The 26,125-nt window shown below is 66.2% G+C and carries 32 protein-coding genes, 1 pseudogene and 1 riboswitch; of the genes and pseudogenes, 9 read left to right on the top strand and 24 right to left on the bottom strand.

Features of this window, described 5'->3' with window-relative positions:
* Positions 1-7: 7 nt before the first annotated feature.
* Positions 8-529 (bottom strand): HNH endonuclease, encoded by a 522-nt coding sequence (locus QZS21_RS06255; protein WP_295581424.1) that lies wholly within the window; start codon positions 527-529, stop codon positions 8-10.
* 127 nt (positions 530-656) lie between these two features.
* Positions 657-1,094, bottom strand: a complete 438-nt coding sequence (gene spoVAC / locus QZS21_RS06250; RefSeq protein WP_295581421.1) for a stage V sporulation protein AC — start codon at positions 1,092-1,094, stop codon at positions 657-659.
* Between the two features lie 122 nt (positions 1,095-1,216).
* On the opposite strand from spoVAC, the gene hemW reads away from it, so the two are divergent.
* Entirely contained in the window at positions 1,217-2,428 is a 1,212-nt protein-coding gene (hemW, locus tag QZS21_RS06245; protein ID WP_295581419.1) for a radical SAM family heme chaperone HemW, read from the top strand.
* A 16-nt stretch (positions 2,429-2,444) separates the two neighbouring features.
* A complete protein-coding gene (locus QZS21_RS06240) occupies positions 2,445-3,485 on the top strand; it encodes a putative ABC transporter permease (protein ID WP_295581417.1) in 1,041 nt (346 codons plus the stop codon).
* Positions 3,486-3,536: 51 nt separating this feature from the next.
* Here the strand turns inward: QZS21_RS06240 and QZS21_RS06235 are convergent, their stop codons facing one another.
* From QZS21_RS06235 to mutY, 6 genes are read right to left on the bottom strand one after another with little or no spacing between them, the layout of a single operon-like run.
* Positions 3,537-4,409 (bottom strand): radical SAM protein, encoded by an 873-nt coding sequence (locus QZS21_RS06235; RefSeq protein ID WP_295581415.1) that lies wholly within the window; start codon positions 4,407-4,409, stop codon positions 3,537-3,539.
* Positions 4,406-4,993 (bottom strand): thymidine kinase, encoded by a 588-nt coding sequence (locus QZS21_RS06230; protein WP_295581413.1) that lies wholly within the window; start codon positions 4,991-4,993, stop codon positions 4,406-4,408. Before QZS21_RS06230 ends, QZS21_RS06235 begins: the two co-directional genes overlap by 4 nt.
* An 18-nt stretch (positions 4,994-5,011) precedes the next feature.
* Positions 5,012-5,482, bottom strand: a complete 471-nt coding sequence (locus QZS21_RS06225; protein WP_295581411.1) for a PF20097 family protein — start codon at positions 5,480-5,482, stop codon at positions 5,012-5,014.
* Positions 5,483-5,484: 2 nt separating this feature from the next.
* Positions 5,485-5,670 (bottom strand): hypothetical protein, encoded by a 186-nt coding sequence (locus QZS21_RS06220; protein ID WP_295581408.1) that lies wholly within the window; start codon positions 5,668-5,670, stop codon positions 5,485-5,487.
* On the bottom strand, positions 5,667-5,909 hold the full coding sequence (locus QZS21_RS06215) for a hypothetical protein (RefSeq protein WP_295581406.1): 243 nt from the start codon (positions 5,907-5,909) through the stop codon (positions 5,667-5,669). Before QZS21_RS06215 ends, QZS21_RS06220 begins: the two co-directional genes overlap by 4 nt.
* 33 nt (positions 5,910-5,942) lie before the next feature.
* Positions 5,943-7,007, bottom strand: coding sequence for an A/G-specific adenine glycosylase (mutY, locus tag QZS21_RS06210; RefSeq protein ID WP_295581404.1), 1,065 nt, complete (start codon positions 7,005-7,007; stop codon positions 5,943-5,945).
* Positions 7,008-7,142: 135 nt separating this feature from the next.
* On the opposite strand from mutY, the gene QZS21_RS06205 reads away from it, so the two are divergent.
* From QZS21_RS06205 to QZS21_RS06180, 6 genes are read left to right on the top strand one after another with little or no spacing between them, the layout of a single operon-like run.
* A complete protein-coding gene (locus QZS21_RS06205) occupies positions 7,143-7,793 on the top strand; it encodes a MerR family transcriptional regulator (RefSeq protein WP_295581402.1) in 651 nt (216 codons plus the stop codon).
* Complete coding sequence (locus tag QZS21_RS06200; RefSeq protein ID WP_295581400.1) at positions 7,777-8,043, top strand: hypothetical protein; 267 nt, start codon at positions 7,777-7,779, stop codon at positions 8,041-8,043. Before QZS21_RS06205 ends, QZS21_RS06200 begins: the two co-directional genes overlap by 17 nt.
* Before the next feature lie 43 nt (positions 8,044-8,086).
* Positions 8,087-8,353 (top strand): hypothetical protein, encoded by a 267-nt coding sequence (locus tag QZS21_RS06195; RefSeq protein WP_295581398.1) that lies wholly within the window; start codon positions 8,087-8,089, stop codon positions 8,351-8,353.
* The gene (locus QZS21_RS06190) at positions 8,337-8,597 is read left to right on the top strand and encodes a hypothetical protein (RefSeq protein ID WP_295581396.1); all 261 of its coding nucleotides are present in this window, start codon (positions 8,337-8,339) and stop codon (positions 8,595-8,597) included. Before QZS21_RS06195 ends, QZS21_RS06190 begins: the two co-directional genes overlap by 17 nt.
* Positions 8,578-8,889, top strand: coding sequence for a YbjQ family protein (locus QZS21_RS06185; protein ID WP_295581394.1), 312 nt, complete (start codon positions 8,578-8,580; stop codon positions 8,887-8,889). Before QZS21_RS06190 ends, QZS21_RS06185 begins: the two co-directional genes overlap by 20 nt.
* Positions 8,886-9,596 (top strand): MBL fold metallo-hydrolase, encoded by a 711-nt coding sequence (locus tag QZS21_RS06180; RefSeq protein WP_295581391.1) that lies wholly within the window; start codon positions 8,886-8,888, stop codon positions 9,594-9,596. Before QZS21_RS06185 ends, QZS21_RS06180 begins: the two co-directional genes overlap by 4 nt.
* A 463-nt stretch (positions 9,597-10,059) precedes the next feature.
* Here the strand turns inward: QZS21_RS06180 and QZS21_RS06175 are convergent, their stop codons facing one another.
* The 15 genes from QZS21_RS06175 to rsxC form a co-directional block, all read right to left on the bottom strand.
* Positions 10,060-11,082, bottom strand: a complete 1,023-nt coding sequence (locus tag QZS21_RS06175; RefSeq protein ID WP_295581389.1) for a putative glycoside hydrolase — start codon at positions 11,080-11,082, stop codon at positions 10,060-10,062.
* Between the two features lie 31 nt (positions 11,083-11,113).
* Positions 11,114-11,560, bottom strand: coding sequence for a ribose 5-phosphate isomerase B (rpiB, locus tag QZS21_RS06170; RefSeq protein ID WP_295581387.1), 447 nt, complete (start codon positions 11,558-11,560; stop codon positions 11,114-11,116).
* Positions 11,561-11,585: 25 nt separating this feature from the next.
* The gene (locus QZS21_RS06165) at positions 11,586-12,395 is read right to left on the bottom strand and encodes a histidinol-phosphatase HisJ family protein (protein WP_295581385.1); all 810 of its coding nucleotides are present in this window, start codon (positions 12,393-12,395) and stop codon (positions 11,586-11,588) included.
* 9 nt (positions 12,396-12,404) lie between these two features.
* Positions 12,405-13,535, bottom strand: a complete 1,131-nt coding sequence (gene dnaJ, locus QZS21_RS06160) for a molecular chaperone DnaJ (RefSeq protein ID WP_295581383.1) — start codon at positions 13,533-13,535, stop codon at positions 12,405-12,407.
* A 135-nt stretch (positions 13,536-13,670) separates the two neighbouring features.
* A complete protein-coding gene (gene dnaK, locus QZS21_RS06155) occupies positions 13,671-15,515 on the bottom strand; it encodes a molecular chaperone DnaK (protein ID WP_295581381.1) in 1,845 nt (614 codons plus the stop codon).
* 98 nt (positions 15,516-15,613) lie between these two features.
* Positions 15,614-16,219 carry a nucleotide exchange factor GrpE gene (gene grpE / locus QZS21_RS06150; protein WP_295581379.1) on the bottom strand — a complete coding sequence of 202 codons (606 nt, stop codon included), beginning with the start codon at positions 16,217-16,219 and terminating at the stop codon, positions 15,614-15,616.
* Positions 16,216-17,268 carry a heat-inducible transcriptional repressor HrcA gene (gene hrcA, locus QZS21_RS06145; RefSeq protein ID WP_295581377.1) on the bottom strand — a complete coding sequence of 351 codons (1,053 nt, stop codon included), beginning with the start codon at positions 17,266-17,268 and terminating at the stop codon, positions 16,216-16,218. Before hrcA ends, grpE begins: the two co-directional genes overlap by 4 nt.
* Positions 17,269-17,463: 195 nt before the next feature.
* Positions 17,464-18,732 (bottom strand): folylpolyglutamate synthase/dihydrofolate synthase family protein, encoded by a 1,269-nt coding sequence (locus tag QZS21_RS06140; RefSeq protein WP_295581375.1) that lies wholly within the window; start codon positions 18,730-18,732, stop codon positions 17,464-17,466.
* A gap of 4 nt (positions 18,733-18,736) precedes the next feature.
* Positions 18,737-19,273: an ECF transporter S component gene (locus QZS21_RS06135; RefSeq protein WP_295581373.1), complete on the bottom strand. Its 537-nt coding sequence runs from the start codon at positions 19,271-19,273 to the stop codon at positions 18,737-18,739.
* Positions 19,274-19,353: 80 nt separating this feature from the next.
* Positions 19,354-19,457, bottom strand: a riboswitch (THF riboswitch).
* Positions 19,458-19,547: 90 nt separating this feature from the next.
* Entirely contained in the window at positions 19,548-20,441 is an 894-nt protein-coding gene (locus QZS21_RS06130; protein WP_295581370.1) for an RnfABCDGE type electron transport complex subunit B, read from the bottom strand.
* A 13-nt stretch (positions 20,442-20,454) separates the two neighbouring features.
* Positions 20,455-21,036: an electron transport complex subunit RsxA gene (gene rsxA, locus QZS21_RS06125; RefSeq protein WP_366557576.1), complete on the bottom strand. Its 582-nt coding sequence runs from the start codon at positions 21,034-21,036 to the stop codon at positions 20,455-20,457.
* Positions 21,037-21,044: 8 nt separating this feature from the next.
* Positions 21,045-21,683 (bottom strand): electron transport complex subunit RsxE, encoded by a 639-nt coding sequence (locus tag QZS21_RS06120; RefSeq protein WP_295581366.1) that lies wholly within the window; start codon positions 21,681-21,683, stop codon positions 21,045-21,047.
* A 20-nt stretch (positions 21,684-21,703) separates the two neighbouring features.
* The gene (locus QZS21_RS06115; RefSeq protein ID WP_295581364.1) at positions 21,704-22,324 is read right to left on the bottom strand and encodes an FMN-binding protein; all 621 of its coding nucleotides are present in this window, start codon (positions 22,322-22,324) and stop codon (positions 21,704-21,706) included.
* Positions 22,321-23,337 carry an RnfABCDGE type electron transport complex subunit D gene (locus QZS21_RS06110; RefSeq protein ID WP_295581362.1) on the bottom strand — a complete coding sequence of 339 codons (1,017 nt, stop codon included), beginning with the start codon at positions 23,335-23,337 and terminating at the stop codon, positions 22,321-22,323. The genes QZS21_RS06115 and QZS21_RS06110 overlap by 4 nt, the downstream gene beginning before the upstream one ends.
* Positions 23,334-24,707, bottom strand: coding sequence for an electron transport complex subunit RsxC (gene rsxC, locus QZS21_RS06105; RefSeq protein ID WP_295581360.1), 1,374 nt, complete (start codon positions 24,705-24,707; stop codon positions 23,334-23,336). The genes QZS21_RS06110 and rsxC overlap by 4 nt, the downstream gene beginning before the upstream one ends.
* 332 nt (positions 24,708-25,039) lie before the next feature.
* On the opposite strand from rsxC, the gene QZS21_RS06100 reads away from it, so the two are divergent.
* The gene (locus QZS21_RS06100) at positions 25,040-25,861 is read left to right on the top strand and encodes a DUF975 family protein (RefSeq protein ID WP_295581358.1); all 822 of its coding nucleotides are present in this window, start codon (positions 25,040-25,042) and stop codon (positions 25,859-25,861) included.
* 52 nt (positions 25,862-25,913) lie between these two features.
* On the opposite strand, the pseudogene QZS21_RS06095 reads toward QZS21_RS06100, so the two are convergent.
* A pseudogene (locus tag QZS21_RS06095) lies at positions 25,914-26,125 on the bottom strand (ECF transporter S component); the annotation flags it as partial.

The raw sequence follows: 26,125 nt of genomic DNA, 5'->3' as shown, positions 1-26,125 counted from the left end.
TTCCTCCTCACACGGTTTTTTTCAGCAGTTGGCTTTTCAGCATGTAATAGACGCAGCCGCTCTTGTGCTCATTGCACGGCCCGCAGAGCAGCTGGGCGTTGTCCGCCAGCTCATCCCCCACCCATTCCCAGGGGATGATGTGGTCGTAGTGGTTGTCCGGCCCCAGCTCCTCGCCGCAGCAGGCGCACCGCCCCGCCTGCTTTTGCAGCAGCGCCGCCCTGACGCCGGCGGCCACCGGCTTTCGCCGGGACTGTTTCTGAAAATGCGCCCGCAGGCACCGGTCCAGCCAGGCACTGTCCGCCTCGGGTAGGTCCACGCCGCAGAGCTTGTCCGCAATGTCGTGGGCCGCCTGGACGTTGTCCCGGGTCCGGTGGTAAATCCGCAGCACCCGGCTCCGCAGCGCCGGGTCCCGCTTCATGCCCCGGCAGAGCTGTTCCAGCAGAAAGAGCAGCATGGTCAAATGGGCGGTCCGCAGAAAGTCGTCCATCTCACAGCCGTTTTTCAGCAGCATCTGTTGCAATTCTTCCATAAGCTCCCTCCTTTACCAACAGTCTACTCCAGATCTTAAATTCTGTCAATTAAAATTTTATGTATTTAGATCTAAATTCAAAAAGAACAAGAAAATCCCCGGCGGTGATCCGCCGGGGACGTGAGTCCTAGGGCCAGAGCAGCAGCACAATCCCGTAGATTACGCTGGCCAGGGTGCCGAAGACGATGACCGGCCCCGCCACGGTGAACATCTTGGCGGCCATGCCGGTGACGAAGCCCTCGCTCCGAAAGTCGATGGCCGGGGAGACCACGGCGTTGGCAAAGCCCGTGATGGGCACCAGGGTGCCGGCGCCGCCGAAGCGGGCCATGCGGCTGTACAGCCCCAGCCCCGTCAGCAGGGCAGACAGCGCCACCAGCGAGCAGGAGGTGGCGGTGCCCGCGTCCTCCCGGCTCAGCCCCGCCGCGCCCCAGCCGTTTTGGATCAGCTGGCCCAGGACGCAGATCAGCCCGCCCACCAGAAAAGCCATCGCCGTGTTCTTCACGATGGGGGACTTCTGCGCCTTTTGCTGCACGTACTGCTGGTATTCTTTTGGAGACATATCCATCGGGAAACCCCTCTTTCCAGGAAGTTTTTCCTAGTGTGGCCCGTGGCGCGGAAAATATGCGTCCTTGCAAACCCCGGCGGAAAGAGGTAGACTATGCTCGATACTATTTGGGAGGATCACCTATGAAGACCACGCCGCAGCCCCTGGGGCTGTACATCCACATCCCCTTTTGCAGGCAGAAATGCGCCTACTGCGACTTTTACTCCCTCTCCGGCCGGGAGGACCGTATGGACGACTACACCGCCGCCCTGTGCACCCACCTGGCGGAGATCGCCCCCTTTGCCGCCGGGCACACGGTGGACAGCGTGTATGTCGGCGGCGGCACGCCCAGCCTCCTCGGGGAAAAGCGGCTGGGAAAGCTTTTGAAAACCGTTCAGAAGAAGTACCGCGTCGACAGCGGCGCGGAGATCACCCTGGAGGCCAATCCGGACTCCGCCGGGGACTGGAAGGCCCTCCGCGCCCTCCGCCGGGCGGGGTTCAACCGGCTGTCCCTGGGGATGCAGTCCGCCAGCGACCAGGAGCTGCGGGAGATCGGTCGGATTCACACCATGGCCCAGGTCACCGCCGCCGCGGAGGCCGCCCGGCGGGCGAAGCTGTCCAATCTCTCTCTGGACCTGATCTACGGACTGCCCCGCCAGACGGCGGCGCAGTGGCGGGAGACCCTGGCCGCCGCGGTGGCCCTGGAGCCGGAGCACCTGAGCTGCTACGGCCTGAAGGTGGAGGAGGGCACCCCTCTCTTCGCCCGGCAGGCGGAGGCGGACCTGCCCGGGGACGAGGCCCAGGCGGAGCTGTACCTGTACGCCGTGGACTACCTGGCCCAAAACGGCTACCGCCAGTACGAGATCTCCAATTTTGCAAAGCCCGGCCGGGAGTCCCGGCATAATCTGAAGTACTGGACGCTGGGGGAGTACGCCGGTTTCGGCCCCGGCGCCCACTCGGACTTCGGCGGGGTGCGCTACGCCTACGAGCGGGATCTGGAGGGCTACATTCGCAGCGTCCGGGAGGGCACCCCCCTGCTGTCGGAGAGCGAGCGCATCCCGCCCCTGGACCGGGACACGGAGTGGGTGATGCTGGGGCTGCGGACCGTCCGCGGCCTGGACCCCAAGGTGTTTGAAAACCGGTTCCGCCGCCGGTTCCGCTGCTTCCTCCCCTTTTTGGAGAGCTGCGCCCAGGCGGGCTACGCCGTGTGCGAGGAGGGGCGGTGGCACCTGACCCCCCGGGGCTTCCTGGTCTCCAACCAGATCATCGGCGGGATGCTGGACGCCCTGGCGGAGGACAAACGCCGCCGGGCGGAGGCCGCCGCCCGGGGGGATTTCCGGGTGGAAGTGGACTGAGGGAAGGAGACGCGCCGTGCACATTTACACCACGGGCCAGTGGGCCCTGCTGTTTTTCTTCTACTGCTTTTGCGGCTGGGTGTGGGAGTCCTGCTACGTCTCCCTCCGCCAGCGGCGGTGGGTGAACCGGGGCTTTTTGAACGGCCCCCTGCTGCCCATCTACGGCTGCGGCGCCATTTTGATTCTGTTCGTCACGCTGCCGGTGGCCGCCCACCCGGGGCTGGTGTGGCTGCTGGGCATGGCCGCGGCCACGGTGCTGGAATACGCCACCGGCGCCGCCATGGAGCATCTGTTCAAGGTCCGCTACTGGGACTACTCCCACCAGCGGTGCAACCTCCACGGCTACATCTGCCTCACCAGCTCCGTGGCCTGGGGCTTTTTCTCCATTCTCCTGGTGCGGTTTCTCCACCCGCCGGTGGCCCGGCTGCTGGGGGAGGTGCCCGCCTTTTTGGTGGACCCCCTGGCCCTGCTGCTGACGGCGGCCTTTACCGCGGACGCCGTGCAGTCCTTCCAGGCCGCCATGGACCTGCGGGAGGTGCTCACCCGGCTGACGGAGGAAAATGAGGAGCTGCGCCGCCTGGCCAAGCGGGCGGAGGTGGCCGCCGCTTTTGCCGAGGACGATCTGCGGCGCTTCCGGGTCCGGACGGAGCTGAACGCCATGCTGCTGAAGGAGCGGGTGGAGGCGGAGCGCCAGGCCGAGGAGGATGCCCGCACCGCCCGGAGGCAGCGGCGCCGGGAGATCGAGGAGCTCCGGCTCCGGCACAGCCAGCAGGCCCGGCTGGACATTCTGGACGCCATCTCCGAGGCGCTGGACCGGGCCAGAGACCGTCTGGAGGATGCGGCGGACCTGACGGAGGAGCGCCTGGCCCAGTACCGCTCGGAGCTGAGCGAGGCCATGGAGCGGGTCCGGGAGCGCCGCGGCGCCATCCGCGCCCGCACCGCCGGGACCTACCGCCGCTCCCTGCGGCTGCTGCGGGGCAACCCCTCCGCCATTGCCAAGGAGTTCGGGGAGGCGCTGGAATCCCTGCGCAGCCTGGACAAAGACAACCGGAAGTGAGAAACCGCCGCCCCGCGTCCGAGAGGACGCGGGGCGGCGTTCGCACAGGGCTCACAGCCCCGTCAGGTCAAAGTCCGGCGTGTACTCCTCCCGGGCGGAGGTCCGCTCCTGGGTGTAGCCGCCGGTGATGCCGCAGTTGCCCAGATACTCCACCGCCGCCCGGTACTCCGCCGCCGTCACGTGGCGGGCCAGGGTCCCCTGGGCCCCGGGCTGGGGGGTGTACTGGCTCATGAGGGAGAAGAGCACGTCCCCCGGACGGAAGGCGGCGGCCACCCAGTCGATCACCTGCCGGGTGTTCTCCAGCTCCCCGGGCAGCAACAGGTGGCGGATGAGGACCCCCTGCTTCAGCAGTCCCCCCTCCATCCGGCAGGGCCCCGTCTGGCGGAACATCTCCAAAATGGCCGCCGTGGCCCACTGGAAGTAGTCCGCCGCCCCGGAGTACCGCCCGGCGGGCCCCGGCAGGGCGTACTTCAAATCCGGCAGGTACACCTGGACCCTGCCCTCCAGCAGCCGCAGCGTATCGGGCTTCTCATATCCCCCGCAGTTCCACACCACCGGCACCGGCCACGCCTCGTCCCCCAGGGCCTCCAGGATCACGGGAGTGAAGTGGGTGGGAGTCACCAGATCCAGGCAGGCCGCCCCCGCGGCGATCAGCTCCCGGAAAATTTCCCGCAGCCGCTCCGCCGTCACCGGACGGCCCACCTGCCCCCGGGAGATGGGCCGGTTTTGGCAAAAGCAGCAGCGGAGGTTGCAGCCGGTGAAAAACACGGTCCCGGCGCCGTGCTCCCCCACCAGGCACGGCTCCTCCCAGAGGTGGAGCATGGCCCGGGCCGCCACCGGCAGCATGGGCTGGCCGCAGACGCCGCCGGCCCGCTCCGCCGTCCGCTCCGCCCCGCAGTTCCGGGGACACAACGTACAGATCATACCTTCGTCACGTCGAAGTCCGGGCCCAGGTTGCCCTCCATCCAGTGGCGGCGGCACAGGCCGATGTACTGGTCGTTGGCCCCCAGGACCACCTGCTCCCCCTCCTTCAAAACCTTCCCGTTCTGGTCGAACCGGGCGTTGAAGGTGGCCTTTTTGCCGCACCAGCAGATGGTTTTCACCTCTTCGATCTTGTCCGCCATCACCAGCAGCGCCTCGCTGCCGGGGAACAAATCCCCCTTGAAGTCCGCCCGCAGCCCGTAGCACATCACGGGAATCCCCAGGTCGTCCACCAGGTAAACCAGGTACAAAACCTCCTCCCGGGTGAGGAACTGGGCCTCGTCCACAATGATGCAGGCGTTTTGCTGCAGCTCCATAATGGTGAGGCAGCGCATCTCGTCAAAGTAGATGCAGGAGTGGGTAAGCCCGATGCGGGAGACCACCATGTGGTCCCCGTCCCGCGCGTCCATCCGGGGCTTGACCAGCAGGGCCTTCTGCCCCCGCTCCTCGTAGTTGAACCGGGCCATCAGGGCGTTAGCGGTCTTGCTGGAGCCCATGGCCCCGTATTTGAAATAAAGCTGTGCCATGTGAATTCTCGTTCTCCCTTATTCTTCTTCCCGTTCCTCCGGCGCCTCCGAAAAGGGGCCGGGGTACACCGGCTCCCCGGCAAGGGGCAGGTCGGAGACGTCCACGACCAGCTTGCGGCAGGCCGGACACTCCCATGCGGTGCGGTAGCTGGTGGCGATGCCGCCCTCGGTGTTGAGCACCCGGGCGTCGGCGTCGTGGCCGGTGAGGCTGAGGGCCTTGGGTTTGGTCCGCTGCCAGTAGAGGAATCCCTGGCCGTGGAGATAGCCCCGCTCCATGGCGCCCTGGCACCAGGGACACCGCTCCGGCGGGGGCTCCGGCTCCTCCGGCCTAGGCTCCCGGAAACTTCCCACGGCGGATTTCAGCTTCTCCCCCAGGCCCCGGAGGGTCTCCAGAGGGTCGTCCTCCGCCGCCTCCGGCTCCTCCGGCGCGGCGGGGGGCCTGCCGGGCCGCCGGTCCCAGGGATCGTCGCTCTTTTTCCAGAAAGGCATGCTCACTCCTCCTCGTTGTCCTGGCCCATGTGGGCGTGGAACAGCGTGCCGCTGCGCCGGGGCAGCCAGGAAATGGGCGGCGGAACCGGCCGCCCGCGGGAATAGCACCACAGCCACCGCAGGCACCAGCACAGCTTCCGCACCAGCAACACCAGCGCCAGCGCCAGCAGGCCCTCCACCGCCCTCATTTTGCCGCTCCGTTCTCCGGCCCGTCCTCCACGTCCTCATAGTCCACCGTGTACACCGGGCCCCGGAACTCCGGCTCCCGGGGCGGCTCCGCCCCGCCGCCGTCCCGCCGCCGGGCCCGCCGCAGCAGGAAGATCACCACCGCGATCACCAAAATCGGCACCGCCAGCCGCAGCGCCAGCATGAAACATCCAGCCAACAGCCGGAAGATGCCCAGCGGCAATCCCACCAGCCATCCCATGGTCCGCTCCTTTCTCCGCCTCGCGGCGGGCCGTCACGCCTCCTCCAGTGCCGCCTCCGCCGCCTCATAATACCGGGCAAAGGCCGAGGGCACCGCGTGGGCCGCCAGGCCCTCCCGGTCCACCCAGAGGAAATCCGCCGGGCCGGGCCCGGAGACCTCCAGCGTATAGCCGGTCATCCGCCACTCCACATGGGTGAAGATGTGCCTGGCCGTGAGCTTGCTCTTCCAGGCCCGGGGCTCCAGGCCCCAGGCCGCCACCGCCCCGGGGGCGGCCGCCTCGTCCAGGGCGCCCTCCACATTGGGAAACTCCCACAGCCCTGCCAGCAGTCCCGTGTCCGGCCGGCGGCGCAGGGCCGCTCTCCCATCCCGCAGCAGGAGAAACACGGTCTTCTCCTCCTGCCGCCGGGCCTTTTTCGCCCGCTTCACCGGCAGCGCCTCCGCCGTGCCCCGGAGGCGGCCCAGGCACAGCGCCCGGGCGGGACACTCCCCGCACCGGGGCGGGCCGTTGGGCACGCACACGGTGGCCCCCAGCTCCATGGTGGCCTGGTTGAAGATGCGGATGTCCGCCGGACGCCAAGGCATCACCGCCTGCACCTGCTCCCGGACCGCCCGCTTCACCCTGGGGTCCAGAATGTCGCCGCTGCAGTCGGTGAGGCGGGCCACCACCCGGAGCACGTTGCCGTCCACCGCCGCCTCCCGGAGGCCGAAGGCCGCCGAGGCGATGGCCCCGGCGGTGTACTCCCCCACCCCCGGCAGCTCCAGCAGACCCCGGTAGGAGTCCGGAAAGCCGCCCCGCTCCGCCACCAGCCGGGCCGCCCGCTGGAGATTCCGGGCCCGGCTGTAATATCCCAGGCCCTCCCACAGCTTCATCAGCCGCTGCTCCGGCGCGGCGGCCAGGGCCTCCACCGAGGGGAAGGCCTCCAAAAACCGGGCATAATAGCCCAGAACCGCCGCCACCCGGGTCTGCTGGAGCATGATCTCCGACACCCAGATGGGGTACGGGTCCTCCGTCCGCCGCCAGGGCAGGTCCCTGGCGTGGGTCCGGAACCAGGCCAACAGCGGCTCCGGCAGCTGTTCCAATACGCGTTTTGTTGTCATATCCTGTCTGCACATGGTATGATTGTACCATATTCCGCCGCCCGTTCCCACCCCTCCACCGGATTTTTTTTAAATCCCCCTTGACCTTCCCCCCTCTGGAAGGTGTACCATAGGCTCAGAAAGCGAGGGAAGCCCGTGAAAATCAACGAAGTGGAAGCCCTGGTGGGCATCACCAAAAAGAATATCCGCTTTTACGAGGCGGAGGGCCTGCTGACTCCCCGGCGCAACAGCGAAAACGGCTACCGGGACTACGGGGAGGCGGACATCGCCGTGCTGCGGCAGGTGAAGCTGCTGCGGAAGCTGGGCCTGCCCCTGGAGGAAATCCGACAGATGCAGAGCGGCGCCCACACCGTGGGGGACGGGATGCGCCGCCACCTGGTCACGCTGGAGCGGGAGCGGGAGAATCTGGAGGCCGCCGCCCGGCTGTGCGAAGGGCTGCGGGACTGTTCGGAGAAGCTGGAGTCCCTGGACGCCCAGGCCCTGCTGGAGCGGATGGAGCAGATGGAGCGCAGCGGCACCACCTTCCAGGACAAACAGCGGCTGGACATCCGCTTCCGATATGTGGCGCCGGTGGCCGTGGCGCTTTTGATGGTGGTGCTGATGGGCAGCCTCACGGGATTGATGGTCTGGGGCTACGCCGCGGACCCCGCCAGCGCGCCGCCGCTGGCCCTGGCGGTGATTCTGGGGGCGCTGCCCCTGGTGGTGGCGGCGGGCGTCCTGCTGGCCCTGGTCCAGCGGATCCGGGAGATTGGAAGGAGGGAGATCGACGATGCCAGACAGTTCTAAGCGCAGAGGAAAGCGCCTGGGTGCCATCGCCTCGGCGGCGGTGGTGCTGCTCTACGCCGTGCCGCTGGCGGTGGGCGCGGTGGCGGCGGCCCTGGGGCTTTTCCGGCAGGGTGACGGGGCCGTGGGCCTCCTCTTCCTGCTGATCTACGGCGTGATCGGCGGCGCTGTGGCGGTGGGCATCCTGGCGGTGCTGCGCCAGCGGCTGCGGGAGATCCAGGGCGGCGAGGAGGACGACGCCAGCCAGTACTGACCGCGCCTCCGGCGGACGCAGGAGAGCGAAAGGAGGGGAACCCATGCCGAAACATTTCACCCGCAGAGGAAAGCGCCTGGGCGCCATCGCCTCAGCGGTCGTGCTGCTGCTCTATGCGGCACCGCTGGCGGCGGGGACGGTGGCGGCGGCCCTGGCGTTTTTCCAGCAGGGCGTCAGCCCGCGGGACCGCCTTCTCCTGCTGGTCTGCGGCGGAGGCGCCGGTTTTGTGACGGCGGGCATCCTGGCGGTGCTGCGCCGGCGGCTGCGGGAGCTCAAGAGAGGCGGGAACGACGATGCCGAATCACACTGACCGCGCCCTCCGGCGTCGGCGGGACGCCCGCCGGGGCGCCTGCACCGCCGTGCTGACCCGGCTGATCGCCCTGGCGGCGCTGCTGTGGGTCCGGGGCCGCCTGCCGCCGGGCAGCCCCCTCTCCCCGGTGCTGCTGGGGATAGCCTTACTGGATTTGGGGACTTTATTCCCCATCTGGATCGTATACCAACAACGAATGAAAGAAATTCAAGGAGGAGAAGAAGATGCTGCTGCTGACTATTGACCATATTCCCGGAAAGGACCTGGAGGCCCTGGGCCTTGTAAAAGGCACGGTGGTCCAGTCCAAAAACTTCGGCAAGGATTTCATGGCGGGGATGAAGACCCTGGTGGGCGGTGAGATCGTGGGCTACACGGAGATGCTGAACGAAGCCCGCCAGATCGCCACCAAGCGCATGGTGGATGAGGCCATCGCCCTGGGGGCCGACGCCATCATCAACATCCGCTACGGCTCCTCTGCCGTCATGCAGGGGGCGGCGGAGGTCATCGCCTACGGAACGGCGGTCAAGTACCTGTGAGCACCGTCACTTTTCTGGCCCACAGCGGTTTTTGGGTGGAGCTGCCCACGGTGACGCTGCTGTTCGACTGGTGGAAGGGCCCCCTGCCGCCCCGGCGGCAGGGGGTGCCGCTGCTGGTCTTCGCCAGTCACCGCCACCCGGACCACTTCAACCCCGCCCTCTTCTCCCTGGACGCCGACGGCTTCCTCCTGGGGAAGGGCATCCGCCTGACGGAGCGGAACCGGGAGAAATGGGGCCTCTCCCCGGAGACCGCCGCCCAGTGCCGCACCCTCGGCGGCGGGGAGACCCTGGAGGCGCTGCCCGGCGTCACCGTGGAGACCCTGCCCTCCACCGACGAGGGGGTGGCCTTCCTGGTGACGGCGGAGGGGAAGACCCTCTTCCACGCGGGGGACTTGAACTGGTGGCACTGGGCGGGAGAAGACCCCGCCTGGAACCGGAACATGGAGGCGGACTTCAAGCGGTACGCGGAGCCCCTGCGCAACCGCCGCCTGGACCTGGCCATGCTGCCCCTGGACCCCCGGCTGGGGGAGGACGGATTCCGGGGCCCCCGGTATTTCCTGGAGACAGCGGACATCCGCCTGCTCCTCCCCATGCACCAGTGGGAGGACTTCGGCTTCACCGGCGCCTTCCTGGCCGCCTGTCCCGCCGCCGGGGAAAAGACCCTGGCCGTCCGGGAAAACGGCCAGGTCTTCCCCCTGGACTGGTAAAAAGAGATTGTCCGTGCCACACATGGCGCGGGCAATTCTCTTTCACCGGTCAAGCCGTTTAACCGCGGGGGCGACGAAAGCTGGTAAACTTCGGTTTTGCCGCGGCGTGTACGCGGCAGAACCGGCTGCCCGGCCCGCAAGTGCGCGGCATATCCTCCCGCCCCTCAGCGGTCTTTTCCCAAAAGTGCCGCGGATATATTGACCGCACAGAGAGACTGCCCGCGCCATATATGGCGCGGGCAGTCTCTTTCACCGGTCATACCAGTTTGCCACGGGGCGGTGAAAGCAGATCCTTCGGTTTTGCCGCGGCATATACGCGGCGGTACCGGCCCCCCGGCCCGCAAGTGCGCGGCATATCCCTCCCGCCCCACAGCAACCTTTTCCCAAAAGTACCGCAGGCATTTGGACCGCACAAAGAAAGACCGCCCGTGCCACGCGTGGCACGGGCGGTCTTTCTTTCGGTTTACGCCGCCAAAAGCAACCGGCTGCCGGTCCAGTCCCCGGCCTCCGCCGTCAGCTCCGGTACAAAGTCGGCGCCGCCTGCGGCGGTGATCCGGTCAGCCAGGGCCTCCAGCCCCGCCGGCTCCGCCGGGACATAGACGCGGTCCACCAGGGGGGCGATCTCCGCCAGGGACAGCCCGGCGGCCTCGTCGCTGCCGGAGCTTACCACCGCCTCCGGCAGCTCAATGGACAGCGCCGCGCCGTAGGGCTCCAGCGTCTCCCGGACCTCCTTCAGGAAGGCCGTCAGGTGGGCGAACCGGTCCCCCTCGCCGTAGGCGATCTTGTCCAGCTTGCCCTCCGTGGGGTAGGAGACGCCGGTGAGGAGAATCTCGTCGAAGCCCAGCTCCGCCGCCTCCCGGACCAGCTCCCGGAGATACGCCCGGGCGGCGGGCTTGGCGGGGTCCAGCCACTGGCTGTTGCTGCCGTCGTAGAAAATGAAGCCGCCGGTGTTTTGCAGCCCCATGGCCTCCACGTCGCTGTTGGCGGCCCGGGGGTCGTGGAAGCAGCCGATCCGGGCCACGGTGTACCGCCCCTCCCCGCCGTTCAGGGTCTTCAGGGCGGCGGCGGTGTCCTCCGCCACGGAGGCGGAGCCGGACACGGCGGCGGAGGAGTCGAAATACACCCCGCCGTCACCGTCCTTCAGCGTGACGGCCCAGGCATCGTCCGCCTCCCCGGCGGCCAGGGCCGCCGCAAGGCCCGCCTGGGTCAGCGGCGTCTCCCCCAGGTCCCGCACCAGGACGGCGGCGGGCCCCTCCGGCGGCTGGATGGTCAGCTCCACGTCCTCCCCCTCCTCCGGCGGCGTCTCCGCCTCCGGGCTCTTGGGCAGGCGCAGGTGGGGGATGCCCGCCTCGTCATAGACCAGATGCTCCTGCAAAACGATGAAGCCCGCCGCGGCCAGAATGACCAGCACCAGCACCGCCGCCAGGGCGGTTTTCCATTTGGGGGTCCGTCCCCGGTAGTTGCGATATCCTCTGGAGCCTGCCATGTTCCGTCCACTCCTCTCCGAAAAACGGGGGTCAGCCGGCCCCGTTCTCCAGGGCCATCATCTTCTCCACCCGGCGGGCGTGGCGCCCTCCCTCAAACTCCGTGGACAAAAAGACCTCCACCATGCGCTCCGCCATGCTTCTGCCGGTGAACCCGGCACCGATGGCCAGCATGTTGGCGTCGTTGTGGCGGCGGGTCATCTCCGCCTCCAGGCAGTCCGCGCAGTGGGCGCAGCGGATGCCCCGGATCTTGTTGGCGGAGATGGAGATGCCGATGCCGGTGGTGCAGAGCACGATGCCCCGCTCACAGCGCCCGTCGGCCACGGCCCGGGCCGCCGCCGCGCCGAAGTCGGGATAGTCGCAGCTGTCCGTGGAGTCGCAGCCGAAGTCCTCATAGGTATGGCCCAGCTTTTCCAGAAGCCGGATGATGTCCTGCTTCAGGGCGTAGCCGCCGTGGTCGCAGCCCAATGCGATGTTCATGGTGTGTCCTCCTGTTCGTTCCTCCTCACAGCGCGTGCCAGACGGGCTGTAGGTGTTCAAAGGTGCAAAACCGGGTGAAGCCGCATGCGCGCAGCAGCGCCTGCCGCTCCCGGATGGCGCAGCCCACATACCGGGTGTCGTGGGCGTCGCTGCCCAGGGTGACGATCTCGCCCCCCAGGCGCCGGTACATCCGCAGCCACTTCTCCGCGGGCAGGGGCTCCCCGCCCCGGTTGGTGTTCAGCTCAATGCCGCAGCCCTTTTGAATCAGGGTGCGGAGGATGTCCTCCACCTCCGCCTCAAACCCGTCGAAGGTCAGGCAGAAACCCCGCTTCTCGTTCAGATACCGCAGCGGCAGCGTCAAATGGCCCAGGACGGAGAAGCGGCCCCATTCCGCCAGCAGCCGCACCTGCTCCAGATAGTCCGCGATGCCCGCCCGGGCCTCCGCCTCGTCGGCGGGGTCGAACGCGGAGAGGTCGCGGCAGCCGTACCGGCTGGAGAGCATGTGCTCCGAGCCGATGATGAAGTCCAGTGCCGGAGCCGGCGCCATCAGCGCCTCGGTGTGGGCAATGTCCCGGGGGGCGTCCCCCAGTTCGATGCCAAGGCGCAGCCGGAGGCGGTCCCCCACCGCCGCCCGGGCCTCCGCGAAGGCCGCCGCCAGGGCGGCCCAGTCGTAGGGGGGACACAGCTCCTGGGTGTCCCACCGCACCGGCTCCAGGTGGTCCGTGAAGCACAGCTCATCAAGCCCCGCGGCGACAGCCGCCAGGGCCATCTCCGTCATGGAGCAGCGGGCGTCCGGCGAGAGGCTGGAATGGGTGTGAAAGTCAGCCAGATACATGCCCGCGCCTCACTTCTTGAACTTCTTGAAGAACTTCTTCCGTTCCTCGTAGTTGTTGTCCCCCACGCTCTCGGCAAACTTTTTCAGGGCCTCTTTCTGCTCCTTGTTCAGGTTGCGGGGGGTCTCGATGTAGACCGTCACATACTGGTCTCCCCGGCCCCGGCCGTTGATGGAGGGAATGCCCTTGCCCTTGAGGCGGAAGGTGGTGCCGCTCTGGGTGCCCTCCGGCAGCTCGTACTTCACCTTGCCGTCAATGGTGGGGATCTCCAGCTCCGCCCCCAGCACCGCCTGGGCGAAGGTGATGGGCGCCTCGCACAAAACGGAGGTGCCCTCCCGCCGGAACAGCTCGTGGGGCCGGACGGTGATGGTGATGAGCAGGTCCCCCGCCGGGCCGCCGTTCTTTCCGGCGTGGCCCTGGCCCCGGATGGAGATGGTCTGGCCGTTGTCGATGCCCGCGGGGATGCTGGCCTGGATGGTCTTGCGCCGGCGGACTGCCCCGGCGCCGTGGCAGTCCTTGCAGGGCTGGTGGATGATCTTCCCCTTGCCGCCGCACCTGGTGCAGGGGGCACTGGTGGCGAACACCCCCATGGGGGTCTGCCGCCGGACCTGGACCTGGCCGGTGCCGTGGCAGTCCGGGCAGACCTCCGGCGTGGTGCCGGGGGCGCTGCCGTTGCCGTGGCAGGTGTCGCAGGGCTCCATTCTATCCACGGTGACGGCCTTTTCGCAGCCAAAGGCCGCCTCCTCAAAGCTGATGGCCAGGGACATGCGGATGCTCTCCCCCCGCTGGGGGGCGTTGGGATTGGTGCGCCGCCCGCCGCCGAAGCCCCCGCCGAAGAAGCTGCCGAAGATGTCCCCCAGGTCCCCGAAGTCGAAGCCGCCGTCAAACCCGGCGCCGCCGCCGAAGTTGGGGTCCACGCCGGCGTGGCCGTACTGATCGTACCGGGCCCGCTTGTCGCTGTCGGACAGCACCTCGTAGGCCTCGTTGACCTCCTTGAACCGCTCCTCCGCCGTGTGATCGTCGGGGTTCAAGTCCGGGTGGTACTGCCGGGCCATCTTCTTATAGGCCTTTTTGATCTCGTCCTCCGAGGCGCCCTTGGAGATGCCCAGGACCTCGTAATAGTCTCTTTTCTGTTCTGCCATGTTCGTTCTCCCTCGTCAGGAATCAGGCGTCCGGACCGGGCGGCCGGAGACTCCTCCGCCGGACACCCGCTCCATTCACGCAAAACGGTCCGAATGGGGCGGGGAGATGCTCCCCGTCCCATCGGTCCGTGTGTCTCACTGTTTGTTCTGGTCGTCCTCGTCGACCACCTTGTAGTCGGCGTCGTAATACTGGCCGTCCTGAGCGCCGGCGCCGGGGCCGGGCTGGGCACCCTGGGCGCCCTGGGGATTGGCCTGCTGGTACAGCTTCTCGCTGACGGCGTAGAAGGACTGGGTCAGCTCCTCGGTGGCGGCCTTGATGGCGGCGGTGTCCGTGCCCTTCAGGACCTCCTTCAGCTTGTCGATGCCGCTTTGGACCTTGCTCTTGTCGCCCTCGGGGATCTTGTCGCCCATCTCGGAGAGGGTCTTCTCGCTCTGGTAAACCATCTGGTCGGCCTGGTTGCGGACTTCCACCTCTTCCTTCATCTTCTTGTCCTGGGCGGCGTACTGCTCCGCCTCCCGCACGGCCTTCTCGATGTCCTCCTTGCCCATGTTGGAGGAGGAGGTGATGGTGATATGCTGCTCCTTGCCAGTGCCCAGGTCCTTGGCGGAGACGTTGACGATGCCGTTGGCGTCGATGTCGAAGGTCACCTCGATCTGGGGCACGCCGCGGCGGGCCGGGGCGATGCCGTCCAGGTGGAAGCGGCCCAGGGACTTGTTGGCGGCGGCCATCTCCCGCTCGCCCTGGAGGACGTTGACCTCCACGCTGGTCTGGTTGTCGGCGGCGGTGGAGAAGATCTGGCTCTTCTTCACGGGGATGGTGGTGTTGCGGTCGATGAGCTTGGTGCACACGCCGCCCATGGTCTCAATGCCCAGGGACAGCGGGGTGACGTCCAGCAGCAGCAGGCCCTTCACGTCGCCGGTGAGGACGCCCGCCTGGAGGGCGGCGCCCATGGCCACGCACTCGTCGGGGTTGATGCCCTTGAAGGGCTCGCTGCCGGTGAAGTTCTTCACCGCCTCCTGGACGGCGGGAATCCGGCTGGAGCCGCCCACCAGCAGCACCTTGGAAAGATCGCTGGGCTTCAGCCCGGCGTCGGACATGGCCTGGCGCACGGGGCCCATGGTGGCGTCCACCAGATGGGCGGTGAGCTCGTTGAACTTGGCCCGGGTGAGGGTGACGTCCAGGTGCTTGGGGCCGGTGGCGTCGGCGGTGATATAGGGCAGGTTGATGTTGGAGGTGGTGACGCCGGAGAGCTCGATCTTGGCCTTCTCGGCGGCCTCCTTCAGCCGCTGCATGGCCACCTTGTCGCCGGAGAGGTCCACGCCGTCGCTGCGTTTGAACTCGGCCACCAGGTACTTCATCACGCACTCGTCGAAGTCGTCGCCGCCCAGGCGGTTGTTGCCGGCGGTGGCCAGCACCTCGATCACGCCGTCGTCGATCTCCAGCACGGAGACGTCGAAGGTGCCGCCGCCCAGGTCGTAGACCATGATCTTCTGGGTCTGCTCCTTATCCATGCCGTAGGCCAGGGCCGCGGCGGTGGGCTCGTTGATGATGCGCTTGACGTCCAAGCCGGCGATTTTGCCGGCGTCCTTGGTGGCCTGGCGCTGGGAGTCGGTGAAGTAGGCGGGCACGGTGATGACCACCTCGGTGACGGGGGCGCCCAGATAGGCCTCGGCGTCCGCCTTCAGCTTCTGGAGAATCATGGCGCTGATCTCCTGGGGGGTGTAGGCCTTGCCGTCCACGTTCACCTTGTAGTCGGAGCCCATCTCCCGCTTGATGGAGATCACGGTCCGGTCAGGGTTGGTGATGGCCTGGCGCTTGGCCACCTGGCCCACCATCCGCTCGCCGGTCTTGGAGAAGGCCACGACGGAGGGGGTGGTGCGGTTGCCCTCGGCGTTGGGGATGACGACTGCCTCGCCGCCCTCCATGACGGCCACGCAGGAGTTGGTGGTACCCAAATCAATACCAATGACTTTAGACATATCTGTTGCCTCCACATTCTATCGAAAAATTCATATGATTTCCAAAGGATTCCAGAACCGCCGTCTGCGCGGCGGCGGGCCGGGACGGATGGCTCCGCTCAGTTCGCCACCTGCACGATGGCGTGGCGGATCACCTTGTCGCCCATGGAGAAGCCCGCCTGAAACACCTGGGCCACCACGCTCTCCCCCAGGCTCTCGTCGTCGATGTGCATGACGGCGTTGTGCTTCTCCGGGTCAAAGGGACGGCCCAGGGCCTCGATCTCCTCCACCCCCAGCTTTTTCAAGATCTCCTTGTACTGGGTGAAAATCATCTCCAGACCCTTCTTGTGAGGGGAGTCCTCCCCGCCCTCGCTGGAGGCGGCCCGCTCCAGATTGTCGTACACCGCCAAAAACGCCTTGATGGTATCCGCCTTGGCGTCTTGGTACAGGCCGTCCTTCTCCTTGGCGGTGCGCTTGCGGTAGTTGTCGTACTCGGCGGTGAGGCGGACGAACTGCTCCTTCACAGCCTCCAGCTGCTTGGCCGCCAGCTCCATCTGCTCCACCTGCTCCCGGGTAAAGGTAAAGCTCTTTTCCTTTTTCTTCCTGGCCTTTCCGGCCTTCTCCGCCTTCTCCTCCCCGGCGGCGTCCGCCTGGGGCGCCTCCTCCTGGGCGGCCTGGGTCTCCGGGATCTCCTCCTCGAGGGGCTGCTTTTGTTCCTCGCTCATTTCTTTGGTTCCTCCTTCGGGGGTAATTCCTGTTTTCCAAACAGCCGGGTCAGCCCGTCGGCAAAGCCGGAGAGCCGCGCGGCCACTGTCGCATAGTCCATGCGGGTGGGGCCCACCACGCCGATGAGGCCCCGCATATCGTCGCCGATGTCGTAGCTGGCCACCACCACGCTGGTGTCCTGCAGCGCGCCCGCCACGTTCTCCGGCCCGATGAGGATTTTCATGGGCCCCTCCTCCGGCATGGGGAGGTTCTCCTTCCCGTCGGTGAGGAAGCTCATCAGCTCGTGGGCCTTGGCGGCATCCCGGAACTCCGGCAGCTTCAAAATCTGGCTGGCGCCGGCGGTGACGATCTCCCGCTGGCCCGCCTCCTCCAAAACGTCCACCGCGTAGGCGATGGTCTGGGAGAGCAGAAGGAACATCTGGGGCGCCACCTGCTCCGCCACGCTCATGAGGCGCTGGTTCATCTCCTCGGTGGAGATGCCGGTGAAGTGGCCGTTCAGCAGATTCACCAGAGTGGGCATCTGCTCCGGGTCCACCTTCAGTTGCAGCTTCAGCAACTGGCTTTTCACCCGGTTGTCGCCCATCATCATCACCACGATGCAGCTGCGCTCATCCACCGCCAGCAGGTCGAACCGGCGGGCGGTCACCTCTTTGCGCCCGGCGGCGGCCACATAGGCGGGGTAGTTCACAAAGGCGCTGACCGCCCTTCCCGCCTGGGAGAGGAGGTGGTCCAGCTCCTCCATCTTGATCTGGAGGGAGCGGTTGATCTTCTCCGTCTCCGCCAGGGAGAGCTCCTGGCGGCGCATCAGTTCGTTGACGTACAGCCGGTAGCCCTTGGGAGAGGGAACCCGCCCGGCGGAGGTGTGGGGCTGTTCCAGATAGCCCAGGTCCACCAGATCCGCCAGCTCGTTGCGGATGGTGGCGGAGCTGACGCTGCCGCCCATCTGGACGGCGATGGCCTTGGAGCCCACGGGCTCCGCGGTCTGGATGTAATCCTCCACCACAACCTTCAATATCTGCCGTTTTCGCTCCGTCAGTTCCACGCTCACACCTCTGTGACGCTCCTTTGCAATAGGGTTGCATAACTTTAGCACTCTCTTCTCTTGAGTGCTAAAGCGAGTTTACCACCACCGCAAACGCTTGTCAATGGATGGATATAAACAAATTGTAAACAAAGGGAGACGGATGTTTGAACAATGTTTTCCAGGGCGGTTTTTCCAAAAAGGGAGTCCCGAGCCTCTCGCTCAGGACTCCTCCACCGCCCGGCGCACTGCGCCGGAGAAATACAGCGACCCCAGGGCGCACACCACGCCCTCCGGCCCGGCGGTGCGGATGGCGGCGGCCACGGCCTCCCCCACCGTCCGGCAGGGCCGGGCCGCCACGCCCCGCTCCGCCAGCAGGCGGCACAGCGCCTCCGCCTCCAGGGCCCGGGGGCTGTCGGGCCGGACGGCGAAGACCTGCTCCGCCAGGGGGGCCAGACAATCCAGCATCTCCCCCACGTCCTTGTCCGCCAGCACCCCCAGCACCACCGTCACCCGCCGCCCGGGAAACAGCATCCCCAGGCTCTCCGCTGCGGCGGCCATGCCGTGGGCGTTGTGGGCGCCGTCCAGCAGCACCGCCGGGCGGCGGCGCAGCACCTCGAACCGCCCCGGCCAGCAGACAGCGGCCAGCCCCCGGCGGATGTCCTCCGGCGAGATGGCCCACCCCCGCTCCGCCAGCACCTCCGCCGCCGTGACGGCGGTGACGGCGTTTTTGACCTGGTAGGCCCCGGCCAGGGGGATGCGCAACTCCCCGTAGGGGGCCAGCGTAAAGGCGCCGCCGGAGAGGGCCAGGCGGCAGTCCCCCAGGCGGGAGAAGTCCACCTCCCGCAGCGCCGCCCCCCGCTCCCGGCAGGTGCTGCGGAACACAGCGTCCGCCTCCGGGCAGCCGCCGTAGCTGACCACGGCGCCGCCGGGCTTGATGATGCCCGCCTTGGCGGCGGCGATGTCCGCCAGGGTGGGGCCCAGCTGGGCCATGTGGTCCATACCCATGGCGGTGAGCACCGCCGCCTCCGGGGTGTCGATGACGTTGGAGGCATCCAGGGCGCCCCCCAGCCCCACCTCCAGCACCACGATGTCGCAGCCCTGCTCCCGGAAGTACAGCAGGGCGATGGCGGTGATGAGCTCGAACTCCGTGGGGTGCTCCCCCATGGCCTCGGCGGCAGGGCGGACCCGCTCCGTCAGCGCTGCCAGGTCCCCGTCGGAGATCATGGCGCCGTTCACCCGGATGCGCTCGTGGAACACCGTCAGATAGGGGGAGGTGTTCAGCCCCACCCGGTAGCCCGCCGCCTGGAGAATGGCGGCGATGCAGGCGCAGGTGCTCCCCTTGCCGTTGGTGCCCGCCACGTGGACGAAGCGCAGCGCCCGCTGGGGGTCCCCCAGGGCGCGGAGCAGGCGGCGGATGCGCTCCAGCCCCGGGGCGTGCCCCTGCCACTGGAAGCTGTGGATATAGGCGATGGCCTCTTCTCCCGTCATGGCCTCAGCTCCGGGCCAGGCCCTGACGGCGCAGCAGGCCCGCCAGAGGCATGGCCACCGTGGCGATCACCACGGCAATCACCATGCCGGACACCAGCCGCCACGCCAGGTCCCCCACCACCAGTGCCGGGGTGAAATACCCGTAGAGCAGGGCATCCACGGCGATGACGGCGGTGTTGGCCGCGGTGGTCGCCAGCGCCGCCAGCACGCACACGCCGTAGCAGGCCGCCGGGCGGCTCTCCAGGGGCCGCAGCACCGAGGCGGCGGCGCCCACAATCAGCCCCCGGATGGCGGGGGGCAGCAGCCACAGGGCGGTGGTGGCGGTGATGCCGTAGCCCCCCAACAGCTGGTTCAAGAACTCTCCGAACAGGGCCACCAGCACCGACTCCAGCGGCCCGAACAGCAGGGCCGTTGCCACCACCGGCAGCGAGGCGAAGGTGATGCGCAGGTTCCCCGCCTTGATGGACACCATGTTCAGCAGCACGTACAGCGCCGCCAGCACGCCGATGCGGCAAATGGTCTTCGCGTTGAATTTGGACATAAAAATACCTTCCTTCTGTCAATTCGGCAGTCCGATACCGGAGCGCCGCACAGAGGAAGGCCGTCGCAGTTCCCTGATGCGGCAGCGGGATGCGGAACACACACTGCAAGGCATTCGCCCTTTCGTCCGGAAAACAACTCCCCGTTTTCCCGGCACTATTTCACACATGTGTTCCTACTCTGCCTGTTGGTTGTCATGATAGGCCATTTGGGCCGAAAACGCAATAGAAAAGTTCCCCAAATCTGACGATTTGGGGAACTTTTTTCCAGCGGATTTACTGAGGGGTACCGGCGGCAGCGGCGGCTTTGGCCTCCGCGGCGGCCTTGGCCTTTTCGGCCTGGGCCTTCTTGACGGCCTTGTACTTCTCCTTCTCCTCCGCGGTGGCGATGGGGAGGATGGCGTCTCTCGGGCAGACCTTGGTGCACAGCTTGCAGTTGATGCACTTGTCGTAATCGATCATGGCCACGCCGTTCACCACGTGGATGGCGTCCTTCCGGCACTCCTTCTCGCACAGGCCGCAGCCGATGCAGGAGCTGGCGCACACGCTCATGGCGGCCTTGCCCTTGTCCTGGTTGGCGCAGGCCACGTGGACCTTCTTGGAGGCGGGGACGGAGACGATCAGCTTCCGGGGGCAGGCCTTGGCGCAGGCCATGCAGGCGGTGCACTTGTCCGGGTCCACCACGGCGGTGCCGTTGGGGCCGATGGACATGGCGTCGAACTGGCAGGCGGACACGCAGGAGCCGAAGCCCAGGCAGCCGAAGGAGCAGTCCAGAGGGCCGGCGGCCACCTTGGTGGCGGCCATGCAGTCCTTCACGCCCACGTAGGCGAAGCGCTTCTTGGCGTTGGTACCGCCGTTGCAGCGGACGAAGGCTACCTGGCGCTCCCCGGAGGGGGCCTCCTGGCCCAGAATGGCGGCGATGGCGGCGGCGTTCTCGGCGCCGGCGGGGGCGCAGGCGTTGACGGGGGCCTCACCACTCAGCATGGCGGCGGCGCAGCCGGCGCAGCCGGGATAGCCGCAGCCGCCGCAGTTGGCGCCGGCCAGATGGCTCAGGATGGCCTCCTCCCGGGGGTCCTTCTTCACCTCGAAGACCTTGGAGGCGACCGCCAGGACCAGGCCGAACACGGCGCCCAGCACGCCCAGCACTGCGATTGCAGCAACAATATTCATAGTATGTGCCTCCTTACCAGATCTTCAGGCCGGAGAAGCCCATGAATGCCAGGGCCATCAGACCAGCGGTGACCAGGGCGATGGGGAAGCCCTCAAACGCCTTGGGATACTCAGCGAACACCAGCCGCTCCCGGATGCTGGCAAACAGCACGATGGCCAGCAGGAAGCCCAGGCCGCCGGTGATGCCGTACACCACAGAGGAGATGAAGTTGTAGTTGTTCTGGATGTTCAGCAGGGCGACGCCCAGCACGGCGCAGTTGGTGGTGATCAGCGGCAGGTACACGCCCAGCGCGGTATACAGGGAGGGCATGGACTTCTGCAAAAACATCTCGATGAACTGCACCAGGGACGCGATGACCAGAATGAAGGCCACGGTCTGCATGTACATCAGGTCGAAGGGGATCAGGATGAAGGTGTTGACCAGCCAGGTGATGGCGGAGGCCAGGCCCATGACGAAGGTCACGGCGAAGCCCATGCCCACGGCGGTGTCCACCTTCTTGGACACGCCCAGGAAGGGGCAGATGCCCAGGAATTGGGAGAAGATAAAGTTGTTTGCCAGAATGGCGCCCAGCGTAATCGCCAGGAGTTCAAAGATCTGATCCATTATTTGCTCTCCTCCTTATTCTTCTTGGGCCGTGCCAGCGCCCACTGCATGGCGGCGATCAGGCAGCCCAGCACCAGGAAGCCGCCCACGGGCAGGGTCAGCATACCGGCGGGGAACTGGGAGGGGAGGATCTGGATGCCCTTTCCGTCGGGGCCCAGGATGCCGCCGCCGAAGGTGCCGGCGCCCAGCAGCTCGCGGATGACGCACATGGCCAGCAGCACCAGGGTATAGCCCACGCCCTGGAAGATGCCGTCGAACAGCGACGCGCCGATGCCGTTCTTATAGGAGAAGGACTCGGCCCGGCCCAGGATGATGCAGTTCACCACGATCAGGGGGATGAACACGCCCAGGGACTTGGCCAGATCCGGCAAAAACGCCTGGATCAGCAGGTCCACCATGGTGACGAAGCCCGCGATGACCACGATGAACATGGCGATGCGGATTTTATCGGGGACGATCTTGCGGATCGCGGAGATGATGATGTTGGACAACGTCAGGATGATGAGCACGGCCACGCCCATGCCCAGTCCGTTGAAAAACGACGTGGTGATGGCCAGCGTGGAGCACAGGCCCAGCATCTGCACCAGAACCGGGTTCTGGCTCACCAGACCGTCCATAAACTGTCTTTTCAGATTCATACGATTCAGCTCCTCCCTTCTCAACCGATGGCGCCGGCCACGGCAATGGCGGCGTTGACGCCGGTGGTGACGCCCTTGGTGGAGACGGTGGCGCCGGAGATGGCCACCACGTTGGAGCCCACCGACAGCGTGCCGTCGGCAGCACTCTTGCCCTGGAACTGGTCCAGAACGCCGTTCTGGTTTTCCATGACCTTGGAGCCGATGCCCGCGGTCTCGGCGTTGTCCACGATGGCGACGCCGGTGACCACGTTTTCAGCGTCCACGCCCACCATCATCTCGATGCTGCCCTGGGAGCCGCTGGCCACCACCTTGATGGCGTAGCCGGCGTGTTCGCCGCCCATCAGCACCTCATACACGGAGTCCAGGGTGCCGCCGGCGGCGGAGGCCGCGGCGCTCATGGCCTCGGTGTTCTCCAGCGCCTCCTCGGAGAAGGCGGCGTTGTCGGGGTCGGCCACCACGGCCCTCATGGCGGTCTGGGTGTTCTCCCAGTTGATGGCGGCGATCCGGTCCTTGGTCACCATGTTCACCAGGCCCAGCAATCCCGCCACGATCACGCAGGTCACAAACAACGTCACGGTCAGCTTAATGATGTATTGGGGGTCCATGTTGGCTTTTTCCTGAGTCTTCACTTCGGTACTCATTTCGCAGCCGCCTCCTTCTTATCGGATTTCACGACGCCAAAACGAGTGGGCTTGGTATACTTGTCGATCAGTGCCACGCACAGGTTCATCACCATGATGGAGTAGCAGACGCCCTCGTTATAGGAGCCAAAATAACGGATCAGCACCGTGAAGAGGCCGCAGCCGATGCCGAAGATCAGCTGGCCCTTCTTGGTTACGGGAGAGGTGGCGTAGTCGGTGGCCATGAAGAAGGCGCCCAGCATCAAGCCGCCGCCGAAGATGCTGTACAGCATCCACTCCAGGCCGCTGCCGCTCTTGGGGAACAGGAAGCTGAGAACCGCCACGGTGGCGATGTAGGCCACGGGGGTCTGCCAGTTGATGACCTTGCGGAAGATCAGATAGGCGCCGCCCACCAGCAGCAGCAGGGCGGAAATCTCGCCCAGGGAACCGCCGGTCTTGCCCAGGAACATGTCCACCACGGTGTAGGTGCCTCTCAGCGTCTCCATATCCCCGGTCTTCAGATAGGCCATGGGGGTGGCGGCGGTGATGATGTCGGCGGTGGAGCCGAACAGGGGGGCGCTCTCACCGGGGGCGATCCAGGTGGTCATGACGCCGGCGTAGCTGCCCAGCAGGAACGCGCGGCCGGCCAGGGCGGGGTTGACAAAGTTCTTGCCGATGCCGCCGAAGAGCTGCTTGACCACAATGATGGCGAAGAAATCACCGATGAGGATCATCCAGTAGGGGGTGGTGACGGGGCTGACGAAGGCCAGCAGCATACCCGTGACCACGGCGCTGAAATCGCCGATGGACTGGGGCTTTTTCAGCAGCGTGCGGTACAGCCACTCCCAGAACATGCAGCCCACCACGGAGACGGCGGTCAGCGTCAGGGCCTTCAGCCCGAAGCAGATCACGGCCCACACCAGGGCGGGCACCATGGCGATGATGACGTCCAGCATGATGCTCCGGGTGGTCTCATTGCCGCGGATATGGGGGGAAGAAGTGGCAATCAGTTTCAGATTCTTGTAGTCCGTCATTTGTTCACGGCCTCCTTCTTCTCTTCTGCAGCCTTTTTGGCCTCGGCCGCAGCCTTGTCGGCGGCCATCTTGTCCTTAACGATCTGCTTGCCATACTTGAACATATGGGTCAGATGCATCCGGGCCGGGCAGGCGTACGCGCAGGCGCCGCACTCCATGCAGTCCATGATGTGGGCGTCGTTCAGCTCATCGGCCATGCCCTTGGCGGCGTACTGGTACATGAACAGGGGCTCCAGGTGCATGGGGCAGGCGGAGACGCACTTGCCGCAGCGGATGCACTGGGGGGCCTCCACCGTCTGCTCCTCGTTGGCGCAGAAGGCCAGCATGGCGCCGGTGCCCTTGCCCACGGGAACGTCCGCGGTGTACTGGGCCATGCCCATCATGGGGCCGCCGGAGATCAGCTTGTAGGTCTTCTCGTTCAGGCCGCCGCAGGCATCGAACAGGCAGGAGACGGGGGTGCCGATGGGGCACTCCAGGTTCTTGGGCTCCACCACGCCGGAGCCGGACACGGTGACGATCTTGCTCACCACGGGCATGCCCAAGGTGATGGCACGGAAAATGGCACAGGTGGTGTTGATGTTGAACACGGCGCAGCCGATGTTGGACGGCAGGCCGCCGGGGGGCACCTGCTTGCCGGTGATGGCCTGGCACAGCTGTTTTTCACCACCCTGGGGGTAGCGGCAGTGCAGCGCCTCCACCACCACGGGGGCCTTCTTCTCGGCGATGACCTTGTTCATCGCGTCGATGCCGTTTTGCTTGTTGTCCTCGACGCCGATCACAACCTTGTCCACGCCAAACATCTTGGCCAGATATGTAGCGCCCCCGATGATCTCCTCGGGGCGCTCCAGCATGGTGCGGTGGTCGCCGGTGATGTAGGGCTCGCACTCGGCACCGTTGATGATGACGGTGTCCACCTTGCCGATACCGCCGGAGATCTTCACGTGGGTGGGGAAGGTCGCGCCGCCCATGCCGACGATGCCGGCGTTCTTGACGGCCTCCACCATCTCCTCCACCGTCAGGGCGTCCGGGTCCGCGGGGGCCTGGACCTCTTCGCTGAGGGTATCCTGGAAGTCGTTCTCGATGACCACGGACATCATGTTGCCGCCCATGGAATAGGGCCGGGGCTCCACTGCCTTCACCTTACCGGAAACGCTGGCGTGGATGGGAGCTCCCAGACCGTGGAACTCGCCGATTTTCTGACCCACCTTGACAAGGTCCCCGGCCTTCACCAGGGGTGTACAGGGTGCGCCAAAGTGCATCGACATGGGGATGACCACCTCTGCCGGCGGAGCCAGCTGCTCGATGGCCTTTTCATTGGTCGCGGCTTTCATGTCATTGGGATGAACGCCGCCAAAGAAAGCTTGTGCCATTGTCTTCACCTCATTTTTACTCCTGATAGCTGGGCCAGGCGCCGACAAGTGCCCCATCCACCGGCTGGACGGGGCATGTTTGCTCTGGCGAGACTACCACATACTGCGGATCATTCTACACCCTATTTTGAAAAATGTCCAGTCTGTGAACAGCAGTTTTTATGGAAATAACCCCTTTTTTTGTCGCATTTTTTATGCTTTTGGTCATTTTAACCTGATTTGCAAAAATCCGCCCCCCTTCCGCCGGCCTCCCTTGTCATTTCCGCCAAAACATGCTATATTGGTCTCATCGCTTTTCCGGCGAAAGTCTTCTTTCAGAAAGGGTTTCCCCTATGACACCACAATTGATCGACCGAAAAGCCCGGAAACAGGAGGCCCGCGGGCTCCTGGCGGGCGCCCGGGTCTCCCCCGTGGGCATGACGGCCCTGTACGTCCTGGTGCTGCTGGTGCTGGACCTGGTGAGCGTGTTCAGCGGCGGGCGGGGCATCCTCTCCACCTTCGTCTCCATCCTCACCTCGCTGATGGGCACGGTGCTGGGCGCCGGGTTCATCCTCTACTGCATGGCCCTGCGCCGGGGGGAGCGGGCGGAATACCTGACGCTGTTCGACGGGTTCTCCTTCGTGGGCCGCCTCATCGGGCTGTGCCTGCTGATGGACCTCTTCATCGGCCTGTGGTCCATGCTGTTCATTGTCCCCGGCATCGTGGCCGCCTACCGCTACCGCTTCGCGCCCTTCAATCTCTATGAGAATCCGGACGTGGGTATTCTGGGGGCCATGGAAATGAGCCGCCGGCAGACCGCCGGCTACAAGGGCCAGCTGTTTTTGCTGGACCTGAGCTACCTGGGCTGGACGCTGCTGGCCTCCGTCCCCTCCCTGATCCAGAACTTCCTGCTTTACCGGGAGATGGCCCGGGTCCTCTCCGTTTACATGCAGGACCCCTCCCGCCCCCTGCCCGTGCTGGACACGGCCGGCATCCTGATTCTCCCCGGCTGGGCCTGGACCCTGATTACGGGAGGGTGGATGCTGGCGGTAGCGGTGTTCTTCCTGGCCCAGCGCCGCTGCGTGGAGCTGAGCTACTTTGAGACCGCCAAGGCCACCTCCGGCGTGGGCGCCGGGGTGACGCCCCCCGCCCCCGACGGCCTGGGCGGGCTGTAAAAGAAAAAGACCGCTCCGTGACGAACCGTCACGGAGCGGTCTTTTTCGCATCTCACAGAGTGGGGAAGGCCCGGCGGACGTACTCGCTGCGCCGCAGGGCCAGGGCCAGCAGCGTGGAGGCCGCCACGCCGAAGGCCGCCTGCACCAGATTGCTGGGGATGCCCGCCAGCCCGCCGGCCAGGCTCCCCGCCAATGCGGCGTCGTAAAGGCAGTAGCCCGCCACCATGACGCACTCCGCCGCCGCGCCGCACAGCGCCAGCGCCC

Origin of the sequence: uncultured Oscillibacter sp. (genome assembly GCF_900544955.1) — a bacterium.
In the GTDB taxonomy this organism is placed as follows: Bacteria; Bacillota; Clostridia; order Oscillospirales; family Oscillospiraceae; genus Oscillibacter.
Note: the sequence above shows the minus strand (reverse complement) of the source record. Positions and strands in the feature narration are given on the sequence as shown.